The organism is Bacillus sp. GW823-FHT06B01 (assembly GCF_058952315.1).
This window is the reverse complement of sequence record NZ_JBXAHR010000004.1, coordinates 174,896-198,460: the sequence shown is the minus strand read 5'-3', so window position 1 is coordinate 198,460 and position 23,565 is coordinate 174,896. Positions and strand designations below refer to the sequence as shown.

The window sequence follows — 23,565 nt, the reverse complement described above, 5'->3', positions numbered from 1 at the left end:
CTCCTAAGGCCTTACGCCATCATTTTCTTCGCGTTTTCAATAACTTCTTCAATACCACCTACAAGACGGAATGCATCTTCTGGAAGGTCATCATATTTTCCTTCTAGAATTTCTTTAAATCCGCTAACTGTATTTTTTACAGGTACGTAAGAACCTTTTTGACCTGTAAACTGCTCAGCTACGTGGAAGTTTTGAGATAAGAAGAATTGAATACGACGAGCACGATGTACAACTAACTTATCTTCTTCAGATAACTCATCCATACCTAAGATAGCGATGATATCTTGAAGCTCTTTATAACGCTGTAAAGTTTGCTGTACTTGACGAGCTACTTCATAATGCTCTTCTCCTACGATTTCTGGAGAAAGTGCACGAGATGTAGATGCTAATGGATCTACGGCTGGGTAAATACCCATTTGTGTTAAACGACGCTCTAAGTTTGTTGTTGCATCTAAGTGAGCGAACGTTGTAGCTGGTGCTGGATCCGTATAGTCATCGGCTGGTACATATACCGCTTGGATAGACGTAATAGACCCTTTATTTGTAGATGTAATACGCTCTTGTAATTGACCCATTTCTGTTGCAAGTGTCGGTTGGTAACCTACCGCAGATGGCATACGACCAAGAAGGGCAGATACTTCAGAACCTGCTTGCGTGAAACGGAAGATATTATCGATGAACAATAGTACGTCTTGTCCTTGCTCATCACGGAAATGTTCAGCCATTGTTAAACCTGTTAATGCAACACGTTGACGTGCTCCAGGTGGCTCATTCATTTGTCCGAATACCATCGCAGTTTTCTTAATTACGCCAGAATCGCTCATTTCGTGGTATAAATCGTTACCCTCACGAGTACGCTCACCTACACCAGCGAATACAGAGATACCACCGTGTTCTTGTGCGATGTTGTTAATTAATTCCTGAATTAATACAGTTTTACCTACACCGGCACCACCGAATAGACCGATCTTACCACCCTTAATGTAAGGAGCAAGTAAGTCTACTACTTTAATACCAGTTTCAAGAATTTCTACTTTAGTAGATAATTCTTCGAATGCAGGTGCTTGACGGTGAATTGGATCACGACGGACATCCGCAGGAACTTCACCATCTAAGTCAATTGCATCACCTAATACGTTAAATACGCGACCAAGTGTTACATCACCAACTGGTACAGAGATTGCTTTACCAGTATCTTCTACTTCTGTGCCACGAACAAGTCCGTCTGTGGAAGACATTGCAACTGTACGAACTGTATCATCACCTAAATGAAGTGCAACTTCAAATGTTAAGTTAATGCTTGCTCCGTTTTCGTTGCTTTGTTTTACCGTAAGGGCGTTGTAGATTTCTGGTAGCTTTCCGCCATCAAACTTAACGTCTACAACCGGACCCATGATTTGCGTAACGCGCCCTTTATTCATCGGGTTCCCTCCTAGCTTTCTTTTAATTAGCCAACTTTCTACGAGCAGTTAGCTTTTCATTTTTTATTGGTTTATAGCTTACGCGACTCTTTTGAAAGAGCCGCCTACGCTTTTTATTACTACTCTAACGCTGCTGCTCCACCAACGATTTCCGTAATTTCTTGCGTAATCGCTGCCTGACGCGCACGGTTGAATGAAAGTGTAAGTGAATCGATAACTTCCATTGCGTTGTCTGTAGCACTCTTCATTGCTGTCATACGCGCTGCGTGTTCACTTGCTTTACCGTCTAGTAATGCACCGTACACTAAGCTTTCTGCGTATTGTGGCAATAGTACTTTTAAAATTTCTTCTTCAGAAGGTTCGAATTCATAAGCTGTCGTCGGTTTGTCAGACGCCACATCAGTAAGCGGTAAAATTTTATTTTCCGTTACTTCTTGTGAAATTTTACTTACGTAATGGTTGTAGTAAATATACAGCTCATCATAAGCACCATCTGCAAACATCGCAATTGCTCGAGAAGCAAGATCTTTAATATCAGTAAATGATGGGTGGTCAGATAGTCCAACTACTTCATCAATGATATTAAAGCCGCGACGTTTTAAATAATCACGTCCTAGTCGGCCAAGCACAATAATTGAATATTGGTTTGAATCCATATTATGACGTTCACGAATTACGTTACTTACTGTACGTAATACGTTACTGTTATAACCACCTGCTAGTCCGCGATCAGATGTAATAACGATGTACCCTGTACGCTTTACAGGACGCGCATTTAGCATCGGATGATTAATTCCTTTACTTCCTTGCGCAATGCTCGCTACTACTTCTTGAATCTTTTCCATATACGGAACGAAAGATTTAGCATTTTGCTCTGCACGGTTTAACTTAGATGCAGATACCATCTCCATCGCTTTCGTAATTTGACTCGTTTTCTTTGTCGAGTTAATCTTCGCTTTTATATCGCGTAAAGATGCCACAGGTTTTCACCACCTTTTTTCCGGAAGTTGGCACGATTAGTAAGAATTCTCTTCCTAATCTACGTTGCAAGATATTCTTGCTCATGATTGAAGGAAAAGAATAGGTGCACCTACTCTTTTCCTTTACATAACCGTCAGCAATCTCAAAACTTGAGATGCCTTTTATATATTATCTAGCTCCAGCGGCTTGAATGTTCGGTGGCTTCACTTCTTCCTACGAGGCAAAGACCGCCTCTTCGTCAGAAGCTCCACCCCCCTCACATTCAGGACGAGCCGCTTCCGCTTTTATTTATCTAGTTCCATCTCCTAGCCCCTTTCGTCTAAGAACCTTCCCCACCAAAAGGTAGAAAGCACCTTTTGTGGGAAAGAACCTTAGCCGATGGGGCTGAACAGTCGACTTCACTTTCAATTATTATTCAGAAGCTACGAATACTTTTTTAAATCCATTAATAGCTGCTGCAAATTTGTCGTCATCCGCAAGTTTCTTAGTTGTGCGGATTTCTTCTAATAAGTCAGTCGCATTAGAATCTAACCAAGCATGGAATTCTTCTTCGAAACGAGTGATATCTACTACTGGGATATCATCTAGGAATCCACGTGTTAAAGCGTAAAGAATGATAACTTGTTTCTCTACACGTAATGGTTTGTGTAATCCTTGTTTTAATACCTCAACAGTACGAGCACCACGGTTTAGTTTCGCTTGAGTTGCTTTATCAAGATCAGAACCGAACTGAGCGAACGCTTCTAACTCACGGTAAGATGCAAGGTCAAGACGAAGTGTACCTGATACTTTACTCATTGCTTTAATCTGAGCAGATCCACCTACACGAGATACAGAAGTACCCGCATCGATCGCTGGACGTACGCCAGAGAAGAATAGGTCAGATTGTAAGAAGATTTGTCCGTCCGTAATAGAAATTACGTTTGTTGGGATGTAAGCTGATACGTCCCCTGCTTGTGTTTCGATGAAAGGTAGTGCAGTTAAAGAACCGCCGCCTCTTGCATCACTTAATTTTGCTGCACGCTCTAATAAGCGAGAATGTAAGTAGAATACATCCCCTGGATATGCTTCACGACCTGGAGGACGACGTAATAGTAATGAAAGCTCACGGTAAGCCGCTGCTTGTTTTGATAAGTCATCATATACTACTAATACGTGTTTACCATTGTACATGAACTCTTCACCCATTGTTACACCAGCATAAGCAGCTAAGTATAATAATGGAGCTGGTTGAGAAGCTGATGCAGTTACAACGATTGTGTAATCTAATGCACCGTGCTTACGTAGTGTTTCTACTACGTTACGTACAGTTGATTCTTTTTGTCCGATAGCTACATAGATACAAATCATATCTTCATCTTTTTGGTTAATGATTGTATCAAGTGCAACTGCTGTTTTACCTGTTTGACGGTCACCAATGATTAACTCACGTTGACCACGGCCAATTGGTACAAGAGCATCGATCGCTTTAATACCTGTTTGAAGTGGCTCATGAACAGATTTACGATCCATTACACCTGGTGCTGGACTTTCGATTGGACGAGTGTTTGTTGTATTGATTGGGCCTAAACCATCAACTGATTGACCTAATGGGTTTACAACACGACCGATTAGTTCTTTTCCTACTGGTACTTGCATGATGCGACCAGTACGACGAACTTCGTCACCTTCACGAATTTCTGTGTAAGGTCCTAAAATAATGATACCTACGTTGTTTTCCTCTAAGTTTTGTGCTAGTCCCATAACGCCGTTAGAGAACTCTACAAGTTCACCAGCCATAACGTTATCAAGACCATGAGCACGCGCAATACCGTCACCAACTTGGATAACTGTACCAACATCACTAACTTCGATTTCAGACTGATAGTTCTCGATTTGTTGCTTTATCAGTGCGCTAATTTCTTCAGCTCTGATGCTCATGTGCTTCACCCCTATCTATTCTTCATTAATTCACGCTGAATACGTGCTAATTTTCCTTGCAAGCTTCCGTCGTAAATGCGATTTCCAATACGTACTTTAATGCCGCCTAGTAAATCTTCATCTACAACATTTTTTACGCGAATTGCATCTTTTCCCGTTCTCTTTGCAAATGCTTCTGCAATGTTAAGCTTCTCTTCTTCTGATAGAAGACGAGTAGAATATACAGTTGCGTCGGCTACGTTACGTTCTTCATTAGCAAGAACAACATATTCATCTGCAATTTCAGGTAAGATATCAATGCGTTTGTTATCAATTAAAATATATAACGTATTTAAAATAGATTCAGAAACAGATCCGAATACGTTCGCAAGAAACGTTTTCTTCTGCTCTTTTGAAATGTTCGGTTGCGTTAAAAAGCTATGTAGTTCTCCGTTCTTTACATAAACGTTTTGTACAAGGCGTAATTCCTCTTCAAACATTTCTAATACGTGTTTTTCTTTTGCAATTTTAAAAAGAGCGACAGCATAACGTTTTGCTACAATCCCATTGCTCATCGCGCTTCTCCTACTTCTTTAATATAATCGCGAATTAACTTAACTTGATCTTCTTCTTTTAACTCTTTTTCAATTACTTTAGAAGCAATTTGAACAGATAAAGAAGCGACTTGTTCTTGTAAAGCAGCAATCGCTTGCTCTTTTTCGCGTTGAATTTCTTGTACAGCAGATGCTTTAATTGATTCTGCTTCTTCTTTCGCAGCAGCAACAATAACATCTTTTTGATCTACAGCTTGTTTTTTCGCTCTTTCGATTAACTCTTGTGCTTCAACACGCGATTGTTTTAACATTTCACGTTGTTCTTCTACTAATTTCTTCGCTTCAGCGTTACTTCTTTCTGCAGCGTCGATTTCATTAGTAACATGCTCTTCACGTTCTTTCATAATTCCCATTAAAGGGCCCCACGCGAATTTGCGTAGCATTACTAATAGAAGTAAGAAAATGAACAATGTATAAGCAATCGTTCCAAATGGAATGGAAGCCCCTAATAATAAAGTTGGCACAAGGATTCACTCCCTTCAAAATATCTAAATTGATCATATGAAAAAAAAAGACATACGTTTCGTTCATAAAGCAATGGCGAAGAAAGTTCGGAAAAACACTCTTCGCCATCTATGTAAGGGGAGTCTCCCTTATTTGTTCATTACGATGAATGCAATAACTACACCGATGATTGGAAGTGCCTCAACTAAAGCAACCCCGATGAACATAATTGTTTGAAGCGCGCCTTTTAATTCTGGTTGACGAGCAACACCTTCGATTGTACGTGATACGATAAGACCGTTACCAATACCTGCACCTAATGCTGATAAACCAATTGCAATTGCAGCTGCGATTACACCTAAACTCATTTAATTTGTCCTCCTTTGTATTATAAAAAAATAAATTTTTTCTTACTTAAATTATATTAATGGTCATGGCTTACTTTATGAGCCATATAAACCATCGTTAACATAACGAAAATAAATGACTGGATTGATCCAACGAATACACTGAATCCCATCCATGCTAACATTGGTACAAGCGCACCTAATGCTCCAAGGAATGATGCCCCACCTAACTTAGCAAGTAATCCTAATAAGATCTCACCTGCATAAATGTTACCGAATAAACGAAGACCTAACGTTAATGTGTTAGCAAACTCCTCAATAACCTTTAATGGGAATAAGAATTTCATAGGTTGGAAATAACCTTTTACGTATTCTTTCGTACCCTTCATCTTAATTCCATAATAATGGGTGAGGGTAACTACCATCACGGCTAATGTTAATGTAACTGCTGGATCAGACGTTGGTGATCTCCACCATGCAATATGTTCGCCAGCCTCAACTGTTGAATACATGAATGGTAAACCAAGGAAGTTCGATACGATGATAAACATGATAAGCGTAACGCCAAGCGTTAAGAAACGCCCACCTGTTTTCCAGTCCATCGTACTATTGATAATCCCTTTCACGAAGTCAAACACCCATTCCATGAAGTTTTGCATCCCGGTTGGGCGAAGGGCTAAACTGCGAGTTCCGATAACAGCGATTAAGAAAACTATAACTGCTGCTACAGTAACCATCATAACTGATGACAAATCGAACGTTAAACCTAGAAATTTAACTAATTTACCGTGTTCCACTAGTAATTCACCTCTCTTCCCTGCTCTTATACTCTAAATAAAGAAAATCTATGATCATGACAAGGTATCCTGTCAGCAATCCTACACCTAGGCCCCACATCGCGATTAACTCTTGATATTTGGCTGCAAATAAAATTAATAATCCAATCGTGGCGAATCTCGAATATGTACTTACCGCTGTCGCCTTAAACTTCACGTTTTCTCCATTTGTTACGCGATCCAACAGCTTGTCTGTTCTACGTGCAATGATGCGCAAACTAAGAAAACTGAAAATCGTTCCGATAATCAGCCCAAGAAATACATCCTTGTAAGAGGTGAATCCCCATCCTAGCACTAGAAGCGCAAGCAAGTAGTACATATATTTCTTTTGTCTTTGGACAAGTCCATGTACGTCTATCATCATTGCTCTCCCGAATAGTAATGTCGAATGAGTCGAATCATTGCGTATATCCCTGTTCCTAATCCGAGTAATAACCCTATAATAAGAAACAATGGAAACGTTCCAACCTTACTATCAATCCACTGCCCACCAAAGATTCCAATAAGAATAGAACCGACTAACTGAGCAAGAATACCTGACATTAAAGCATAAGCTTTTATATGGCTGCGATCGTTTTTTTGCAAGGATTCATCCCTCCAATATGTAACCCTCATTCACGATGTGTTAATAATAACTCATTTTTTTGCATAAATCCTATACAAATTAAAAAGTTTACATTTTCGTCACGGAATAGATGTATTTTTGTCACTGAAAGCCCTACCATCTATCCCCGTTGTTAGCATACAATAGGGTATTAACAGTGTCAACGAGAAATCGTAAAAAATCAAAAAATTTGAGTATTAGTCATTTCCTCCCAAAAATGAAAACGTTCCCCTTCTAAATACTGGTTAGAGATATGCAATTTCTAGCAGTTTTCTCATTATAATAGAAGGAAATGTTCACAAGTTTGTCACTATTATATTTTTAAGATATAACGCTTTCCTTCCATAATATAGTGCTCTTTAGACGTAAGACTTCTACATTATATGTGGTGTGTATTCAACTTATGTTGTATATACTATGTATATTTATCCCCCCTCCCCTACCTCATCAGAGTACAAAAAAACGAGAGGGGAATCCCCTCTCGTCAGTTGTCTTACTTCGTTCCGAATAAACGGTCACCAGCATCACCAAGACCTGGTACTACATATCCGTGATCATTTAATTTCTCATCTAATGCTGCTACATAAATATCAACATCAGGATGTTCTTCTTGTACTACTTTTACTCCTTCTGGAGCTGCAACGATACACATTAATTTAATTTGTTTTGCACCGCGCTTTTTCAGAGAGTTAATTGCTTCAGCTGCAGAACCACCTGTTGCTAGCATCGGATCTAGTACGATAAAGTCACGTTCTTCTACATCCGTTGGAAGTTTCACATAGTATTCTACCGGTTGTAATGTTTTAGGGTCACGGTATAAACCAACGTGTCCTACTTTTGCTGCTGGAATTAATTTCAGAATTCCATCAACCATTCCTAAACCTGCACGTAAAATCGGAATTAAACCAAGCTTTTTACCAGCGATCACTTTTGTTGTCGCTTTGCTTACAGGTGTTTCAATTTCAATGTCTTTAAGTGGAAGATCGCGAGTAATTTCGAAAGCCATTAAACTTGCTACTTCGTCCACTAATTCACGAAAATCTTTCGTACCTGTATTCTTATCGCGAATATATGTAATCTTATGTTGAATTAACGGGTGATCAAATACATACAGTTTTCCCATGTGAATCTCTCCTTTAGATGATATTCATGCGTTTGCACGCTTTTTTACACTATTTACGATTGTAAAGAAAACGCTACTAATATTCAAGGGCAAATTTGGCAAAATCATGATTTTACGATGAATCTATCTAGTATCTTTACCAATTATGGGAGCTGTATCCTTCATTATATCGCCAAAATTTATTCATCATTTGTATACATACTTAAAGAACAATATATGTCCAAAAAAAAACTGCCAAAACAATTACGTCTCAGCAGTCTTCTTTAATCTATTATAGGTCTGTGTACATTGGGAATTTGCTCGTTAACACTTCTACACGCTTACTTGCTTCTTCTAATGCAGCTTCATTTTCATGATTTTTTAATGTGTAAGCAATAAGTGACGCAATTTCATCCATTTCTTCTAAACCGAAACCACGAGATGTTACAGCTGCCGTACCGATACGTACACCGCTTGTTACAAATGGGCTTGCTGTTTCAAATGGAATTGTATTTTTGTTCACTGTAATACCAACTTCATCTAACACGTGCTCTGCTACTTTACCTGTGATTTCTAAGTTACGAACATCAATCAGGATTAAATGATTGTCTGTTCCACCAGAAACAAGTGTAAGTCCTTCTTTTTGAAGACCTTCAGCTAAGCGATTCGCATTATTAATGATATTTTGTGCATATGTTTTAAAATCATCTTGTAGTGTCTCACCAAATGCAACAGCTTTTGCAGCGATTACGTGCATAAGTGGACCACCTTGAATACCAGGGAAGATTGATTTATCAATTTGTTTTGCAAATTGCTCTTCACATAAAATCATACCACCACGTGGACCACGTAATGTTTTATGTGTTGTCGTTGTAACGAAATGTGCATGTGGTACTGGGTTTGGATGTAAACCAGCAGCTACTAAACCAGCAATATGTGCCATATCAACCATAAAGTATGCACCCACTTCATCTGCAATCTCACGGAATCGTTTGAAATCGATAACACGAGGATATGCACTTGCACCTGCAACGATTAATTTTGGTTTATGTTCTTTCGCTTTTGCTAATACATCATCGTAATTAATACGGTGAGACTCAGCATCCACGCCATATTCTACGAAATTATATTGTACTCCACTGAAGTTAACAGGGCTTCCGTGTGTTAAGTGACCACCATGAGATAAATTCATACCAAGTACTGTATCGCCTTGCTCTAAAATCGTGAAGTATACTGCCATGTTCGCTTGTGCACCAGAATGCGGTTGAACATTTACATGCTCTGCGCCAAAAATTTCTTTCGCGCGATCACGTGCGATATCTTCCACTACGTCTACGTGCTCACAGCCACCATAGTAACGTTTTCCAGGATATCCCTCAGCATACTTATTCGTTAAAACAGAACCTTGCGCCTCCATTACTGCTTCACTTACGAAGTTTTCCGAAGCAATTAACTCAATCTTTGAACGCTGTCTTCCTAGTTCTGCCTCAATTGCAGCAAATACCTTTTCATCTTGACGTTTTAAATGATCCACCAAAATCCCCCTTTTCTGAACGAATTACATCGATTCCCAATAGTTTTTTCTCATTTATTCAGAAAAAACGAAAATTCAGGTTGTAATTCTTTCGAACCTTCATGTTTTCAACTACATTCTAACATGACTTTCTATATCATAAAAGAAAAAAAAGACCGAAAATCGGTCTTTTCTTTCTTCTATTATAAAGTCAGACTACATACCTTTTATCTTTCGATATAAAGCTATTATGCGACTTTATAATTTTTCATGTCTAACGGCAAGTTATAGTCTCTTCCTTCGCCGCATAAACAGCACGTGCTCCACCAATTAGTTTTCCACGTGTCGTTGCCATCGTTACATGCGCACTTCCAATTTCCTTCACACCTGTACGAACCGGAACAGCTACATGCTTTAAATGCATACCGATAAATGTATCACCAATATCCATTCCTGCATCTGCTTTAATAAACTCAATTACTACCGGATCTTTCAAATTGTGATACGCATATGTTGCTAATGCACCACCTGCTGATCTAACAGGCGTAACTGTTACAATTTCAAATTGATATTTCATCGCCAACTCTCTCTCAACTACTAAAGCACGGTTTAAATGCTCACAACATTGAAACGCCAACTCAATACCTGTTTGTTCTTGAAATTGTTTTAACTCAGAAAAAATCGCCTCTGCTACTTCCATCGTTCCTGATGTCCCAATTCTTTCTCCTAGCACTTCGCTCGTGCTACACCCCACTACAAAAATTTGTCCACTTTGTAATGAAGCTTGTTCTTGGAAATCAGCAAGCGAAATTTGTAACTGTTCTCTTACCTTTACGATTTCTGTCATTACGCCTCTTCCTTTCACAGGTTGGTTCACCAAATTATATTTCATACTACTTCTAGTTAGAATCTATTACTTTGTTTCGTATGTTTTAATTTTTCCTACGCGGTTTTCGTGACGACCACCTTCATAGTCAGTTGTTAACCAAATTTTTGCGATGTCACGTGCTAGACCTGCACCAATTACACGCTCGCCCATTGCTAACATGTTCGTATCATTATGCTCTCTCGTTGCTTTCGCACTGAAAGTATCATGAACTAATGCACAACGAATACCATTTACTTTGTTTGCTGCAATTGACATACCGATGCCTGTCCCACAAACTAAAATACCACGATCTACTTCGCCATTCGCTACCATTTCCGCTGCTGGAAACGCAAAATCAGGGTAATCAACAGAACCAGCTTCACATTCACAACCTAAATCAATATATTCAATATTTAACTCTTCTAATAAACTTACAAGTTCTTTACGGATATTCATACCGCCGTGATCAGATGCTACTACTACTTTCATTTTTACCCCTCCAAAGTTTCAATCAATTATCTTCATTTCTCACTCGTTACCTTAACGGAACGAAGTAATCTCCAATATCGTATTATACACGAAACATCAACCTTCTGAATGTTTTTTCAGTAAAGTTTGTACAAGTTTTTCCATCTCTTCTAACGTTTCTTTATAAATAGAAAGCGAACCGCCAAATGGATCTGAAATATCCTTACTTATCCCCTCAGTTACTCCATATAATGTATCCACTTTCTTTTCAACACTCGGATAATGCCCAAGTACAATTTGCTTATGGTTTTCCGTCATTGTTACTACAATATCTGCCCAATCAATCAAAGCTTCATTTATCTGTTGCGAAGCATGATCGATTGTAATTCCCTTTTCAGCTAAAGCTTCCTTTGCATATATCGACGCATCACTTCCAGGATAGGCGAAAACACCAGCAGATTGCACTTCAAACTTCCCTTCTCCATGATGACGAAGTAACGCCTCAGCCATCGGGCTACGGCATGTATTTCCAGTGCAAATAAATAACACTCGTTCCATCCAAACCCACCCCTTTTCTTCTTTTTCCTATCTTTCATCATAACGTACATAAGAATAGAACAAAAGAAATGTGAATATACGAAAGGCGCATTTCTCTTATATTTTTTCTAAGAAAAATGCGCCTTATCCACATATATGTGAAACCCTATTTCCAAGTGCCTAGAGTATTTTAACATACATAGCAAGCGTACTACAAAACAAAAGAAGGAATCCATTTCATATGAAACGGATTCCTCTTATACAATAATTATTTCATTGTAACTTTCATTACTTCTGTTGAACCTTTTGTAGCTGTTACCCCTACAGTTGTTTTAATAGACTCAGCTGCATCTGTGTTTGTAATAACGATTGGAGTAATTGTACTTTTCGCTTTTTCACGGATTAATTCTAAGTCGAATGAGATTAATTTATCTCCAGCTTTTACAGCTTGGCCTTCAGAAACGTGAGCTTCGAAACCTTCGCCTTCCATTTTTACAGTTTCTAATCCAACGTGGATTAAAATTTCTGTACCGTTTTTCGCTTTAATTCCTACAGCATGTTTTGTGTGGAATAATTGTACGATTTCACCATCAACTGGAGATACAACTACACCTTCAGTAGGATCGATTGCAACACCTTCACCCATCATACGACCAGCGAATACTGGGTCTGGTACTTCTTCAATATTTTTCACTGCTCCAGTTAATGGAGCTACGATTGTTTCTTCATTTGTTTTTGAACCAAAACCGAATAATTTTTTAAACATAGGATAGTCCTCCTCATAATTTACCTAAAAGTTTATAGGGCAATCCCTAGTAAAACTCGGGATACATGTAAGACTTCATACTTCGAATATTATACTGTAAAAACGCTTTCGAAATAAATTACGTCATTACTAATAGACTCTTATTGTAGCTCTTTGCAAAATTCCAGTCAATTCTGATTGTCTGAATAACAATAAGAAGTTAACTTCTACTTATATTTTCTCTTTTTTTACCCAACTTGTCTAGAGGTCTTTACTACATTTTGTTTTTTGTTGTTAATTTGTAAAATTTTTTTCAAACTTTTTTCGAAATCCACTTGACTAAAGTAAGTAACTATTTTATTATTACTTACATAAGGTAAGTTAATAACTTTTAGGAGGTTTTTTGAAATGATGGATATCGGTCTTCTTATTATTCGTCTTATTATAGGTATTACATTCATGGGTCATGGTGCTCAAAAATTATTTGGTTGGTTCGGCGGTTACGGTTTAAAAGGAACAGGCGGCTGGATGGAGTCAATCGGTTTACGTCCTGGTGTATTCATGGCATTTATGGCTGGCGCAACTGAATTATTAGGTGGCTTCTTATTCGCATCAGGTATTTTCACTGCAATTGGTTCATTATTTATCGTTGGAACAATGTTAATGGCAATCTTCACTGTTCACGGAAAAAATGGTTACTGGGTAACACAAAACGGATATGAATACAATTTAATGTTAATCGCTGTTGCTGTCGGAGTAGCTTTAATCGGACCTGGGGCATACGTTTTATTATAATTTTTATCTTGAATTCGAGATTATTTAGACGGAACTTACTTCAATCACAATGAAGTAAGTTCTTTTTATGTAATAAAAATATTATTTTCAGCAGGAGTTTTCCACTAACATCTTGTAAACAAACAATAAGTCGTCATATTTAGAAAGGGGATTTTACGCATGTTATCCATTAATCCAAATGAACAAACGGAAAAAGAGAATTACAAATTATTAACGGGAAGTATCATTCCACGCCCTGTCGCATTCGTTACTTCTGTAACAAAAGACGGCGTATTAAACGGAGCACCGTATAGCTATTTCAATATTGTCGCTGCTAATCCACCACTTATCTCAGTTTCTGTACAACGAAAAGCCGGAGAAAGAAAGGACACTTCCCGAAACGCAATTGAAAAAGGTGAATTTGTCGTACATATCTCTGATGAATCTTACGTAGAAGCAATTAACGAAACAGCGGCTAACCTCCCGCCAAATGAAAGTGAAATTGAACTAGCAAAACTAACACCAATTGAAAGTGATGTCATCTCCGTTCCAGGTGTGAAAGAAGCTAATATTCGAATGGAATGCGTACTAGAACGCGCTATCCCTCTTGGCGGAACAGAAGACTCACCAGCTTGCGATCTACTAATCGGACGCGTCGTTCGTTTCCACGTCGCAGAACACCTATACGAAAACGGCCGCATTCATGCAGAAGTACTAAAACCAGTAAGCCGTCTAGCAGGACACAACTACGCAAAACTAGGAGAACAATTTGAATTGGTAAGGCCTATTTAAAGGCAGAGGCGGCTCGTTCAGAATCGCAGGGCATTGGAGCTCTCGATCTTGAAGCGCTTTTTGCTTCGAGCGAGAGAGCGAAATGACCGAAGATTCTAGCCGCTGGAGCTGGATATATCTAAAAGTGGAAGTGGCCCGCTTAGCTCTGACCGGCTAAGGTTCTCTCGCACAAAAGGTGCTTTTTACCTTTCGTGCGGGAGGTTCTTAGATGCGAAGAGCTGGCCGCTGGAACTGGATATATCTAAAGGCAGAGGCGGCTCGTTCAGAATCGCAGGGCATTGGAGCTCTCGATCTTGAAGCGCTTTTTGCTTCGAGCGAGAGAGCGAATGTAACTCAATTACTTCCATCACTCAAACATAAAATCCCCTGCTATTTAGCAAGGGATTTTATCATTGTAATTCTTCCTTTTTTTCCTCTAAAGTAGATACTTTCTCTTTTTTCGGTTTCCCAAGCTTAATTACTAAGAAATATAGGGAAAGCAATGTAATAAGAAAAACGATTATAAACGGATACGGAGAATAAAAGGCACGCGCTGCCTCCGTTTTTCCCGCAACAAACTTCAATGACTCAATATCTAAAAACTCAGCAAACATTTGTACACCGAGCATACTAAACCAAAAAACAAAAAAACTAATAATAATACCAAAAACTTGCTTCAATCTCGTCATTCATCTCATCCTTTCTATATCTATAATTTTTTAGCGCAATCAGTATAGTATAAATAAAACTATGCACAGAAAGGAGCTATCTTACCATTCGCGAATTAACTTCATCCAACCTAAAATTGAAATTTGCAAAATAATACCCCAAATAACAAGCCGTCTTAACCACCTAGGGAAAAAAGTTAAAAATCGAATATACCATTCCAATAATTTATTCATAACCCCCTCCTATTTAAAATTATATAGGAAAAAGGAGATATAATCCAAATCCAACGAGAATGATACCACCTACTATCTCGCCATATGTGCCGAGCATATCTTTTGCATGTCTACCAATTAATAAACCAATCCACGCTAATAACATACTAACAAATCCAAAAAGTAATATCGTAATAATTGTCTGCGCCCCGTAAATACCAAGACTAAGGCCTACTGAAAAACTATCTATACTAACGCCAAATGCAAATACGAATAAACTAATTCCAATAGGGGCCGTTCTAGTCTCTTCATTCTCCAAAATAGATGAATACACAATATAGAATCCTAGTCCAATTAATAAAATAGCACCTGCAAAATGTGCAATGTCTCCATACTGTTCTGATAAAAAACGACCTAATACCATCCCTATAAATGGCATGATAATATGAAATATCCCTATAGTCATACCGATATACAGGATTTGTCTTAACTTTAAGGTCATCATCCCCATACCAAGACTCACCGAGAACGCATCCATTCCTAAAGCGAATGCCATAATTATTAAAGGTATTAGCTGTTCAAACGTCATTCATGTCCCTCCTCGGACGTGCTACTTCAAAATATGCTTATCCGAGGAGAAATATTCGGTTTGCTAATCGTACCTTACGATTCAGTAATAACCTGATGGCCTGCCGCTTTCGTTAAGCGATTCATAATGGCATTCCCTATTCCTTCATTCGGGAATGATTCACTAAAAATAACATCCACTTCACTTGCATCAAACGTTCTAAGTACATCATATAATTTAGTCGCAACGCTAGCTAAATCGCTTCGAACACCACAAGATAATACAACATCCGCGCTATATACATGCTGATATTCTTCCGTCGTTAATACACCTACTTTAAATCCTTCTTCCTTTTTCTTATCCACAATAAGCTGAATAAATTCACGTGAGCCCTCAACAATACTAAGCGGCGCTTTCGGTGCATAATGTGTATATTTCATTCCAGGTGATTTCGGTTTTTCCTTCTCGTCCTTTAAAGCCGGATCTAAAGAAACCGTACCGATTACCGCTTCTAATTGTTCTTTCGTAATCCCACCTGGGCGTAATATCGTTGGAACCTCGCTCGTACAATCAATTACAGTCGATTCAACACCTACTCCCGTCGCACCACCATCTACAATACCTGCAATTTTCTCATTTAAATCTTCATATACGTGAGAAGCTAGTGTCGGACTTGGGCGCCCAGAGCGATTCGCACTCGGTGCTGCAACAGGCACATTTGCCTCTTCAATAAGAGCAAGCGCTACTGGATGATCAGGCATTCTTACTCCAACCGTATTAAGTCCTGCCGTCACCTTCTCTGAAATCCCTTCTTTTCTAGGTAAAATAATTGTTAACGGGCCTGGCCAAAAATGCTCCATTAACTTCTCTGCAACTGGCGGGATTTCTTTCACAATCCCATCTAACTGTGATTTTGTACCGATGTGGACAATAAGTGGATTATCACTCGGTCTTCCTTTCGCTTCAAAAATTTTCGCGATTGCTTCATCATTCATCGCGTTTGCACCTAGTCCATATACCGTTTCTGTAGGGAAGGCAATCGCCTCGTTTTCCCTTAATAATTTTGCAGCTTCTTGTAACTGTGGATAATATTTTTTTCTTTCCACAACATTATCCACAACCCACATATTTGTATGCATTTTTTCCCACGTCCTTTTCTACCCTGAAATACTTGTCTATTTTTAGTTTACTATGAGATTTATCCAAAAGACAAACAAGGTTTATCCACAAAATGTGGATAAACCTAATTAATCCGTGGATAACTTTGTGAATAGCTGACAATTTAGTATTATTGCATTTGGCTCTTTTATATTTTTACAAAAGTGTTCTAACTGTCGAATTCCCTCTGGTACGTTTTCTTTCTCTATAGTAACAAAGTCAAAAAACTGAAAGATTGTTATAGATTGTGGATGATTTGTTAGTAAGTACAATTGTCGAATATTTTTTTCGTTCATATACTGCAAAAACATTTCAAAAAAATATAAGAAAGTCTGTTTATCCACATTAGGTGTGAATAAACAAGAACGAATCAGTGCGTGTTCTTCACTTTGTTCATATCCGATGACAGCCCGTATTTCTTCCGCCTCTTCCAAAATCATAAATTGCGCGTACAACTCATTTATTTTATCATCTTTTTTATTAGCTTGTCCGAAAAAAGAATGCAATCTTTCCACATCTGCTTTCGTAGCAAAATATACTTTCTTCATAGTAAATCCCTCCTCTTTGTTATATATGAGAAGGGACCTACTAATAGTACTATTTAGAGAATAATGATGTAAAAGCTTCTACAATAAATAACTTAACTTCTGGCTTTTCTTCTTCCTCCTCTACTTTTACATACTCATTTTGTTTTTCTTGCTTTTGTTCCACAGGTTTCTCCACTTTTTCAACAGTTTTTGTTTCTTCTTTACTTACAGGTTGTTCTTCTACTTTCGTTTCATTTTTTACTACTTTCTTTTCAGAAGCTGTTACTTTTTTTGCAACTTCCTGCTTTACAGCTTTCTTTTCTTTCACCTTATCCTCTTTCTTCTCTGATACATCCACTACTTCCTCATCTTGCTCCTTAACTTCCCCCTCTTCAGGAGATTCAGCCTTCACAACATGTTCTTCTTTCCTTACAGCTGTACCACTTGAAAAATCTAAGAAACACATCGGTGGAAATAATACACACCACCAGTTTGCCCCTTCCCCTTCCCCAATCGTAATTAATACCGCCTCATATTCCCCTGCTGGATAAATAAAATTACCATATACCTTTGTAGGGAACTTTACATTCTTACTAAATTTCACTTGAAATGAATCTTTACTTCCTTCTTTTTTCAACGTATTTGCCACTGTTTTTTCGATTTCTGGAATATGACTTTGAATGACTTTACGTGCCTCTTCAAATGAAGTTAAATCTGCTACCCATCCATCAATTTGTGCTTTTACTTCATCACGCACTTTGCGCTTTAAAGCCTGATCTTTATCTGAATCACTATTTGCTAAAATCCGTAATCGAACGGCCTCTTTCGGAATAACTGAAGGCCCTTTCGCATCAGCTTTCATATATCCAAACTGCACAAGCAACTGTGCACCAATTAATAATAGAAGAAGATAAGCAATAACTTGTTTTTTCATTTCCTCCACCGTCCCTTCTACAAACAGTGTGGACAGACTTTCATCTTTCTAAACTATTAAATTCAAAATCTATATAAATTTTTCCACAAAAAAATAGAGTAAGGTGTGAACCTTACTCCATCTCTGCAAATACCATACGATCTTTTCCATTAATATCAAAAACAACCTCAACATGAGCATGTGGAAAAGCTTTTTGTAACAACCCTTTTACATCCTCGCCTTGCCCTACTCCAATTTCAAATGCCACAATTGCTTTCTTCTGCAACACATTCGGCAACTCTTCCATAAAACGGCGATAGAAATCTAATCCGTCTTCACCGCCAACAAGTGCTCTCTTTGGCTCATGCTCTTTCACCACAGGAGAAAGGCCACGCCAATCCTCTTCCGGTATATATGGAGGGTTTGAAACAACAACATCTAACTTTTGACCTGTTTTATAAAATGGTGACAATAAATCACCATGATAGAACGTTACTTCTGCGCCTAAAGTTTTTGCATTTTCTTTTGCAACTTCAATCGACTCTTGTGCAATATCTACCGTATACACATGAAGATTTTTATTTTCTAAAGCAAGCGTAATAGAAATCGCTCCACTACCTGTACCAATGTCCGCCACATGTAGTTTCTCATCGCCAAAATGACGCTCGATTCTTTCTAACACTCCCACTATAAGCTCTTCTGTTTCCGGTCTGGGTATTAATACTTCTTCATTCACAAAGAACGACCGTCCATAAAACATTTCATAACCAATCATATATTGAATAGGAATACCTTCTACATGTTTGTGAATAAACTCCGTAAAACTTGTTTCTTGTTCCACAGTTATTTCTTCACGCATATTCATGAGCATTCCGGTTCTGTTCGTCTTTAATACATGACAAAGGACAAGTTCTCCCGCATTTTCATCTCGTCCATTTTCCTGTAAAAAAGAAGAAGCCCATTTCAGGGCTTCATAGACACGCATTACTCAGCTGCCTCCATCTTTTGAGCCTGATCTTCCATCACTAAGGCATTGATGAAATCATCTAACTTACCTTGTAAGATTTGATCTAGCTTTTGAATCGTTAAACCGATTCGATGGTCTGTAACGCGGTTTTGCGGGAAATTATACGTACGAATACGCTCTGAACGATCACCCGTACCAACAGCTTGTTTACGGTTTTGATCATACTCAGCTTGCGCTTCTTGTCTAAACTTATCATAAACACGTGCGCGTAATACTTTCATCGCTTTTTCTTTATTCTTGATTTGTGATTTCTCATCCTGACACGATACAACTACACCAGTCGGTAAATGCGTTAAACGTACCGCTGACATCGTTGTATTAACACTTTGTCCACCAGGACCACTAGAAGCAAACGTATCAACACGAACATCTTTTTCATGAATACTAATTTCTACTTCTTCTGCCTCTGGTAATACAGCTACAGTTGCTGTAGATGTATGAATACGTCCACCAGATTCCGTTTCAGGAACACGTTGTACACGGTGAGCACCATTCTCGAATTTCAGCTTCGCAAACGCACCTTTACCGTTAATCATAAAGATAATCTCTTTATATCCACCTAACTCTGTATAGCTCGCTTCGATAATTTCAGTTTTCCAACCTTGTACCTCAGCATAACGGCTATACATACGATATAAATCACCAGCAAATAAAGCGGCCTCGTCACCACCAGCAGCACCACGAACCTCAACAATAACGTTTTTATCATCATTAGGGTCTTTTGGAACAAGTAAAATTTTCAGACGCTCTGACAATTCTTTATCTTGCCCTTCTAATTCAGAAACCTCTTCTTTTACCATGTCACGCATATCAGCGTCTAACTTATCTTCTAACATTGCTTTTGCATCTCTTAATTGCTCACGAACATCTTTATACTCACGGTACACCTCTACCGTTTCCTGCATATCAGATTGTTCCTTTGAATACTCACGAAGCTTATTCGTATCGCTAATAACCTCTGGATCACTTAACAATTCATTTAACTTCTCATAACGATCTTCTACAGCCTGCAAACGATCTAACACACCATTCACCTCTACATCCTAGTATCTAATACAAATAGTATATGGTACTTAATCAAAAAAACGCAAATTATATTTAAAAGCGTAAGCGGCTCGCTCAGAATCGCAGGCTATTTGGAACTCTCGACCTTGAAGCGCTCTTTGCTTCGAGCGAGAGAGTGAAATGGCTGGAGATTCTAGCCGCTGGAGCTAGATAATATTTAAAAGCGTAAGCGGCTTGCTCAGCTCTGACTGCTAAAGTTCTTAGCTGTACGAAGAGCCGGCCACCAATCTTCATCTATTTTCGAAAAAAACCCGCTCTACATAGCGAGTTTCATTTATCTTTGTTTTGTAGGTACTGCATGACAATGACGACAACGTGGTTCATACGATTCTGAAGCCCCAACTAAAATAATTGGATCATCAAATGCCGCTGGTTCTCCATCGATTAAACGTTGCGTACGACTTGCAGGAGATCCGCATGCAGAACACACTGCCTGCAACTTAGTTACATGTTCAGCAATCGCCATCAGCTGAGGAACTTGTCCAAATGGTAGACCACGGAAATCTTGGTCTAATCCAGCTACAATGACACGATAGCCACGATTTGCCAATACTTGCACCACTTCCACAATGTCCCCATCAAAAAATTGTACCTCATCGATTGCAATAACATCCATTTCTTCTGCTACATGGTTAAATATATCTTTTGAAGCTGAAACAGGAACTGCTTTAACCTTTAATCCATTATGTGATACAACATCTTCTTCACTATAACGATTATCAATACATGGTTTAAATACAATCGCATGTTGTTTCGCAAATTGCGTACGGCGTATACGGCGGATGAGCTCTTCTGATTTTCCAGAAAACATACTCCCGCAAATCACTTCAATCCAACCATTTTGATTCATTAAGTACATTGAGCTCTCCTTTCATCTACTTTCCTAATCCAAAGTAGGGTAAAGGTTTAATATTTTTGCAAAAAAAACAGACAAGCGAATACATACACTTGCCTGTTTTATGTTCTTTATTACTTGATACCGTATTTCTTATTGAAGCGGTCAACACGTCCGTCTGCAGTAGCAAACTTCTGACGTCCAGTGTAGAATGGGTGAGAATCAGAACTGATCTCAATTTTTAGTAATGGATAAGTGTTACCATCTTCCCACTCAACAGTTTCGCTAGAGCCTTTAGTAGACCCGCTTAAGAATTTGAAGCCTGTGTTCGTGTCCATAAATACAACTTTATTGTAATTTGGATGGATTCCTGCTTTCATTCTTTTCATCTCCTTCCGCCCTGAATCATTTTCGAAACAGAGTTTTTCATCTTCAGCTGCTTACACAACTATATTGATGAAACACATATGATGAAATTATAACAAGGCTAACTCCATTTTGCAACTACCTGTTTTTGTCTTTTTAAAATTTAAAAGCGCAAGCGGCTCGTTCAGAATCGCAGGACATTGGAGCTCTCGACCAAGAAGCGCTTTTTGCTTCGACCGAGAGAGCGAAATGGCCGGAGATTCTAGCCGCTGGAGCTGGATATAATTAAAAGCGCAAGCGGCTCGTTCAGAATCGCAGGACATTGGAGCTCTCGACCAAGAAGCGCTTTTTGCTTCGACCGAGAGAGCGAAATGGCCGGAGATTCTAGCCGCTGGAGCTGGATATAATTAAAAGCGCAAGCAGCTCGTTCAGAATAGGAGGGGGATGGAGCTTCTGACGTAGAGGCGCTTTTTACCTCGTAGGAAGACGCGAAGCCACCGACCATTCTAGCCGCTGAAGCTGGATATAATTAAAAGCGCAAGCAGCTCGTTCAGAATCCGGGACACTTCAAACTCTCGACCCAAATATAATTTTCATCTCAAAAAATAAAATTTTTCCCATATATTACTCTCTCTAATATTCCCTTAAAAAAACATAAAAAACTCGCTTACCACAAAATAAGCGAGTCCCAATCTTTTCCCTTTACTTAGTTGTTACATATCTTTTTGAGTCTGCAACAATGTTTTGTAAAAATTCTTCATTTGTCTTTGTTTGACGAAGTTTACGTAAGAAACCTTCGACAAAGTCTGGTGTATCACGCATTGTTTTACGAATACCCCATAGCTTGTCTAAATGTTCTTTCGGAATTAATAGATCTTCTTTACGTGTACCAGAACGGCGAATATCAATTGCCGGGAAGATACGACGCTCAGCTAATGAACGATCTAAGTGAAGTTCCATATTTCCAGTTCCTTTAAATTCTTCGTAAATTACATCGTCCATACGAGATCCTGTATCAACAAGCGCTGTTGCTAAAATCGTTAAGCTACCGCCTTCTTCAATATTACGTGCAGCTCCAAAGAAACGCTTCGGTCTATGGAAGGCAGCTGGGTCGATACCACCCGATAATGTTCTACCACTTGGCGGAATAACAAGGTTGTAAGCTCGCGCTAAACGGGTAATACTATCCATTAAAATGATAACATCTTTTTTGTGCTCTACAAGACGCATTGCACGTTCTAACACAAGTTCCGCTACTTTAATATGATTTTCTGGCACTTCATCAAAAGTAGAGCTTACAACATCTCCTTTAACAGAACGTTCAATGTCTGTTACTTCCTCTGGACGCTCATCAATTAAAAGTACAATTAATTCAGCTTCCGGGTGATTTGTTGTAACACTGTGTGCGATTTCTTTTAATAGACTTGTTTTACCAGCCTTTGGAGGCGCGACAATTAAACCACGTTGTCCAAATCCAACTGGTGCGATTAAATCCATGATGCGTGTCGGTAACTTTTTCGGTTCCGTTTCCAATTTCATTTGGCGATCTGGGTATAATGGTGTTAATGCAGGGAAATGCACACGCTCTTTTGCTGACTCTGGATCATCTCCGTTTACAGCTTCAACTTGTAATAATCCAAAATAGCGTTCATTTTCTTTCGGAGGTCGTACTTTACCAGAAACCTTGTCTCCATTACGTAAATCGAAACGACGAATTTGCGAAGCTGAGATATAAATATCTTCTGAGCTTGGAGAATAGTTGATAGGACGTAGGAATCCAAATCCTTCTGATTGAATAATTTCTAATACGCCTTCCATGAAGAAGAAACCTTCTTTTTCTGCTCGAGCTTTTAGGATAGCGAAGATTAACTCTTTTTTCGTTAATTTGCTATAATACGAAATCTTAAATTCTTTCGCAAGCTCGTATAACTCTTTTAATTTCATGTTTTCTAATGCTGCAATTGACAAATTCATTCAGACACCACACTTTAACGTTATTCTCTTTTCACATGGGTAAAGGGAAAAAATACGGAAGGCAAATAATTAATAATGAAAGGCAATAAGTTCAAGTAGGGTAATATTCACTATTGTAACCCTTTTATCTAGTTTTAATCAATACGTTGAAACACAAATACAAGAAGCGAAGACAAGAAAATTTGTCTTCGCTTTTATTTAACCTAGTTCCAGTAGCTAGAATGGTCAGGAGCTACAATGCCCTGCGATTCTGAACGAGCCGCTTCCACTTTTATTTAATCCAGTTCCAGTGGCTAGAATCTCCGGTCATTTCACTCTCTCGCTCGA

29 protein-coding genes are annotated in these 23,565 nt (G+C 38.6%); 2 read left to right on the top strand and 27 right to left on the bottom strand.

The genetic code is table 11. The features are described 5' to 3' along the window. Positions 1-11 precede the first annotated feature (11 nt). The 16 genes from atpD to AC1Q8N_RS19460 form a co-directional block, all read right to left on the bottom strand. On the bottom strand, positions 12-1,421 hold the full coding sequence (gene atpD / locus AC1Q8N_RS19535) for a F0F1 ATP synthase subunit beta (protein WP_048542681.1): 1,410 nt from the start codon (positions 1,419-1,421) through the stop codon (positions 12-14). Positions 1,422-1,540: 119 nt separating this feature from the next. Continuing rightward, the gene (gene atpG, locus AC1Q8N_RS19530) at positions 1,541-2,401 is read right to left on the bottom strand and encodes a F0F1 ATP synthase subunit gamma (RefSeq protein WP_000157696.1); all 861 of its coding nucleotides are present in this window, start codon (positions 2,399-2,401) and stop codon (positions 1,541-1,543) included. A gap of 412 nt (positions 2,402-2,813) precedes the next feature. After that, the gene (gene atpA / locus AC1Q8N_RS19525) at positions 2,814-4,322 is read right to left on the bottom strand and encodes a F0F1 ATP synthase subunit alpha (protein ID WP_493521324.1); all 1,509 of its coding nucleotides are present in this window, start codon (positions 4,320-4,322) and stop codon (positions 2,814-2,816) included. Positions 4,323-4,333: 11 nt separating this feature from the next. Further along, positions 4,334-4,876 (bottom strand): F0F1 ATP synthase subunit delta, encoded by a 543-nt coding sequence (gene atpH, locus AC1Q8N_RS19520; protein ID WP_000064683.1) that lies wholly within the window; start codon positions 4,874-4,876, stop codon positions 4,334-4,336. Further along, positions 4,873-5,379 (bottom strand): F0F1 ATP synthase subunit B, encoded by a 507-nt coding sequence (gene atpF / locus AC1Q8N_RS19515; protein WP_001142625.1) that lies wholly within the window; start codon positions 5,377-5,379, stop codon positions 4,873-4,875. The genes atpH and atpF overlap by 4 nt, the downstream gene beginning before the upstream one ends. 129 nt (positions 5,380-5,508) lie before the next feature. Next, positions 5,509-5,727, bottom strand: a complete 219-nt coding sequence (atpE, locus tag AC1Q8N_RS19510; protein WP_000052064.1) for a F0F1 ATP synthase subunit C — start codon at positions 5,725-5,727, stop codon at positions 5,509-5,511. Positions 5,728-5,783: 56 nt separating this feature from the next. Further along, the gene (gene atpB / locus AC1Q8N_RS19505) at positions 5,784-6,503 is read right to left on the bottom strand and encodes a F0F1 ATP synthase subunit A (protein ID WP_048542682.1); all 720 of its coding nucleotides are present in this window, start codon (positions 6,501-6,503) and stop codon (positions 5,784-5,786) included. A gap of 7 nt (positions 6,504-6,510) precedes the next feature. Next, on the bottom strand, positions 6,511-6,903 hold the full coding sequence (locus tag AC1Q8N_RS19500) for an ATP synthase subunit I (RefSeq protein ID WP_000567600.1): 393 nt from the start codon (positions 6,901-6,903) through the stop codon (positions 6,511-6,513). Continuing rightward, positions 6,903-7,127 (bottom strand): AtpZ/AtpI family protein, encoded by a 225-nt coding sequence (locus AC1Q8N_RS19495; protein ID WP_001171220.1) that lies wholly within the window; start codon positions 7,125-7,127, stop codon positions 6,903-6,905. The genes AC1Q8N_RS19500 and AC1Q8N_RS19495 overlap by 1 nt, the downstream gene beginning before the upstream one ends. Before the next feature lie 26 nt (positions 7,128-7,153). Continuing rightward, positions 7,154-7,267, bottom strand: a complete 114-nt coding sequence (locus AC1Q8N_RS19490) for a DUF4024 domain-containing protein (RefSeq protein ID WP_048542683.1) — start codon at positions 7,265-7,267, stop codon at positions 7,154-7,156. A gap of 372 nt (positions 7,268-7,639) precedes the next feature. Continuing rightward, complete coding sequence (gene upp / locus AC1Q8N_RS19485; protein ID WP_000517539.1) at positions 7,640-8,269, bottom strand: uracil phosphoribosyltransferase; 630 nt, start codon at positions 8,267-8,269, stop codon at positions 7,640-7,642. 271 nt (positions 8,270-8,540) lie between these two features. Then, the gene (glyA, locus tag AC1Q8N_RS19480) at positions 8,541-9,782 is read right to left on the bottom strand and encodes a serine hydroxymethyltransferase (protein WP_116443103.1); all 1,242 of its coding nucleotides are present in this window, start codon (positions 9,780-9,782) and stop codon (positions 8,541-8,543) included. A gap of 253 nt (positions 9,783-10,035) precedes the next feature. Further along, entirely contained in the window at positions 10,036-10,653 is a 618-nt protein-coding gene (locus AC1Q8N_RS19475; RefSeq protein WP_095205689.1) for a TIGR01440 family protein, read from the bottom strand. Positions 10,654-10,674: 21 nt separating this feature from the next. Beyond that, positions 10,675-11,118: a ribose 5-phosphate isomerase B gene (gene rpiB, locus AC1Q8N_RS19470; RefSeq protein ID WP_000869917.1), complete on the bottom strand. Its 444-nt coding sequence runs from the start codon at positions 11,116-11,118 to the stop codon at positions 10,675-10,677. Positions 11,119-11,214: 96 nt separating this feature from the next. Continuing rightward, positions 11,215-11,655: a low molecular weight protein arginine phosphatase gene (locus AC1Q8N_RS19465; protein ID WP_048542685.1), complete on the bottom strand. Its 441-nt coding sequence runs from the start codon at positions 11,653-11,655 to the stop codon at positions 11,215-11,217. 247 nt (positions 11,656-11,902) lie between these two features. Next, the gene (locus AC1Q8N_RS19460) at positions 11,903-12,400 is read right to left on the bottom strand and encodes a PTS sugar transporter subunit IIA (protein WP_000473649.1); all 498 of its coding nucleotides are present in this window, start codon (positions 12,398-12,400) and stop codon (positions 11,903-11,905) included. A 387-nt stretch (positions 12,401-12,787) separates the two neighbouring features. On the opposite strand from AC1Q8N_RS19460, the gene AC1Q8N_RS19455 reads away from it, so the two are divergent. Together AC1Q8N_RS19455 and AC1Q8N_RS19450 are read left to right on the top strand one after the other, a co-directional pair. Continuing rightward, positions 12,788-13,174: a DoxX family protein gene (locus tag AC1Q8N_RS19455; protein WP_087985979.1), complete on the top strand. Its 387-nt coding sequence runs from the start codon at positions 12,788-12,790 to the stop codon at positions 13,172-13,174. A gap of 159 nt (positions 13,175-13,333) precedes the next feature. Continuing rightward, positions 13,334-13,945, top strand: coding sequence for a flavin reductase family protein (locus AC1Q8N_RS19450; RefSeq protein ID WP_404519790.1), 612 nt, complete (start codon positions 13,334-13,336; stop codon positions 13,943-13,945). A gap of 389 nt (positions 13,946-14,334) precedes the next feature. Here the strand turns inward: AC1Q8N_RS19450 and AC1Q8N_RS19445 are convergent, their stop codons facing one another. The 11 genes from AC1Q8N_RS19445 to rho all read right to left on the bottom strand — a co-directional run bounded on the left by AC1Q8N_RS19445 (position 14,335) and on the right by rho (position 23,238). Next, positions 14,335-14,613, bottom strand: a complete 279-nt coding sequence (locus AC1Q8N_RS19445; RefSeq protein WP_048542692.1) for a DUF3935 domain-containing protein — start codon at positions 14,611-14,613, stop codon at positions 14,335-14,337. 81 nt (positions 14,614-14,694) lie between these two features. After that, complete coding sequence (locus AC1Q8N_RS19440) at positions 14,695-14,826, bottom strand: hypothetical protein (RefSeq protein WP_001037624.1); 132 nt, start codon at positions 14,824-14,826, stop codon at positions 14,695-14,697. Between the two features lie 19 nt (positions 14,827-14,845). Then, positions 14,846-15,394, bottom strand: a complete 549-nt coding sequence (locus AC1Q8N_RS19435) for a manganese efflux pump MntP (protein ID WP_048542694.1) — start codon at positions 15,392-15,394, stop codon at positions 14,846-14,848. 74 nt (positions 15,395-15,468) lie between these two features. Then, on the bottom strand, positions 15,469-16,512 hold the full coding sequence (locus AC1Q8N_RS19430; RefSeq protein WP_048560279.1) for an L-threonylcarbamoyladenylate synthase: 1,044 nt from the start codon (positions 16,510-16,512) through the stop codon (positions 15,469-15,471). Between the two features lie 108 nt (positions 16,513-16,620). Further along, a complete protein-coding gene (locus AC1Q8N_RS19425; RefSeq protein WP_000758432.1) occupies positions 16,621-17,079 on the bottom strand; it encodes a GNAT family N-acetyltransferase in 459 nt (152 codons plus the stop codon). Positions 17,080-17,128: 49 nt separating this feature from the next. Further along, positions 17,129-17,992, bottom strand: coding sequence for a stage II sporulation protein R (spoIIR, locus tag AC1Q8N_RS19420; protein WP_098079821.1), 864 nt, complete (start codon positions 17,990-17,992; stop codon positions 17,129-17,131). 112 nt (positions 17,993-18,104) lie between these two features. Next, entirely contained in the window at positions 18,105-18,956 is an 852-nt protein-coding gene (prmC, locus tag AC1Q8N_RS19415; protein WP_098577204.1) for a peptide chain release factor N(5)-glutamine methyltransferase, read from the bottom strand. Next, complete coding sequence (gene prfA / locus AC1Q8N_RS19410) at positions 18,956-20,023, bottom strand: peptide chain release factor 1 (RefSeq protein WP_002096180.1); 1,068 nt, start codon at positions 20,021-20,023, stop codon at positions 18,956-18,958. The genes prmC and prfA overlap by 1 nt, the downstream gene beginning before the upstream one ends. A gap of 314 nt (positions 20,024-20,337) precedes the next feature. After that, positions 20,338-20,922 (bottom strand): thymidine kinase, encoded by a 585-nt coding sequence (locus AC1Q8N_RS19405; RefSeq protein ID WP_000281084.1) that lies wholly within the window; start codon positions 20,920-20,922, stop codon positions 20,338-20,340. Positions 20,923-21,032: 110 nt separating this feature from the next. Continuing rightward, positions 21,033-21,278 carry a type B 50S ribosomal protein L31 gene (locus AC1Q8N_RS19400; RefSeq protein WP_000643447.1) on the bottom strand — a complete coding sequence of 82 codons (246 nt, stop codon included), beginning with the start codon at positions 21,276-21,278 and terminating at the stop codon, positions 21,033-21,035. 688 nt (positions 21,279-21,966) lie between these two features. Beyond that, positions 21,967-23,238 (bottom strand): transcription termination factor Rho, encoded by a 1,272-nt coding sequence (gene rho / locus AC1Q8N_RS19395; RefSeq protein WP_001053898.1) that lies wholly within the window; start codon positions 23,236-23,238, stop codon positions 21,967-21,969. Between the last annotated feature and the right edge of the window lie 327 nt (positions 23,239-23,565).

Bases quoted from the DNA above. Each gene is read 5' to 3' on its own strand.
- atpH (WP_000064683.1), bottom strand. From the start codon at position 4,876: ATGAGCAATGGGATTGTAGCAAAACGTTATGCTGTCGCTCTTTTTAAA.
- AC1Q8N_RS19445 (WP_048542692.1), bottom strand. From the start codon at position 14,613: ATGACGAGATTGAAGCAAGTTTTTGGTATTATTATTAGTTTTTTTGTT.
- rho (WP_001053898.1), bottom strand. From the start codon at position 23,238: ATGAATTTGTCAATTGCAGCATTAGAAAACATGAAATTAAAAGAGTTA.
- rpiB (WP_000869917.1), bottom strand. From the start codon at position 11,118: ATGAAAGTAGTAGTAGCATCTGATCACGGCGGTATGAATATCCGTAAA.
- AC1Q8N_RS19425 (WP_000758432.1), bottom strand. From the start codon at position 17,079: ATGAAGAAAGTATATTTTGCTACGAAAGCAGATGTGGAAAGATTGCAT.
- AC1Q8N_RS19460 (WP_000473649.1), bottom strand. From the start codon at position 12,400: ATGTTTAAAAAATTATTCGGTTTTGGTTCAAAAACAAATGAAGAAACA.
- AC1Q8N_RS19405 (WP_000281084.1), bottom strand. From the start codon at position 20,922: ATGTACTTAATGAATCAAAATGGTTGGATTGAAGTGATTTGCGGGAGT.
- AC1Q8N_RS19450 (WP_404519790.1), top strand. From the start codon at position 13,334: ATGTTATCCATTAATCCAAATGAACAAACGGAAAAAGAGAATTACAAA.
- AC1Q8N_RS19400 (WP_000643447.1), bottom strand. From the start codon at position 21,278: ATGAAAGCAGGAATCCATCCAAATTACAATAAAGTTGTATTTATGGAC.
- AC1Q8N_RS19475 (WP_095205689.1), bottom strand. From the start codon at position 10,653: ATGAAATATAATTTGGTGAACCAACCTGTGAAAGGAAGAGGCGTAATG.
- AC1Q8N_RS19465 (WP_048542685.1), bottom strand. From the start codon at position 11,655: ATGGAACGAGTGTTATTTATTTGCACTGGAAATACATGCCGTAGCCCG.
- prmC (WP_098577204.1), bottom strand. From the start codon at position 18,956: ATGCGTGTCTATGAAGCCCTGAAATGGGCTTCTTCTTTTTTACAGGAA.
- AC1Q8N_RS19455 (WP_087985979.1), top strand. From the start codon at position 12,788: ATGATGGATATCGGTCTTCTTATTATTCGTCTTATTATAGGTATTACA.
- atpE (WP_000052064.1), bottom strand. From the start codon at position 5,727: ATGAGTTTAGGTGTAATCGCAGCTGCAATTGCAATTGGTTTATCAGCA.
- AC1Q8N_RS19435 (WP_048542694.1), bottom strand. From the start codon at position 15,394: ATGACGTTTGAACAGCTAATACCTTTAATAATTATGGCATTCGCTTTA.
- spoIIR (WP_098079821.1), bottom strand. From the start codon at position 17,992: ATGAAAAAACAAGTTATTGCTTATCTTCTTCTATTATTAATTGGTGCA.
- upp (WP_000517539.1), bottom strand. From the start codon at position 8,269: ATGGGAAAACTGTATGTATTTGATCACCCGTTAATTCAACATAAGATT.
- atpD (WP_048542681.1), bottom strand. From the start codon at position 1,421: ATGAATAAAGGGCGCGTTACGCAAATCATGGGTCCGGTTGTAGACGTT.
- AC1Q8N_RS19430 (WP_048560279.1), bottom strand. From the start codon at position 16,512: ATGCATACAAATATGTGGGTTGTGGATAATGTTGTGGAAAGAAAAAAA.
- atpA (WP_493521324.1), bottom strand. From the start codon at position 4,322: ATGAGCATCAGAGCTGAAGAAATTAGCGCACTGATAAAGCAACAAATC.
- AC1Q8N_RS19490 (WP_048542683.1), bottom strand. From the start codon at position 7,267: ATGGTAGGGCTTTCAGTGACAAAAATACATCTATTCCGTGACGAAAAT.
- AC1Q8N_RS19440 (WP_001037624.1), bottom strand. From the start codon at position 14,826: ATGAATAAATTATTGGAATGGTATATTCGATTTTTAACTTTTTTCCCT.
- AC1Q8N_RS19500 (WP_000567600.1), bottom strand. From the start codon at position 6,903: ATGATAGACGTACATGGACTTGTCCAAAGACAAAAGAAATATATGTAC.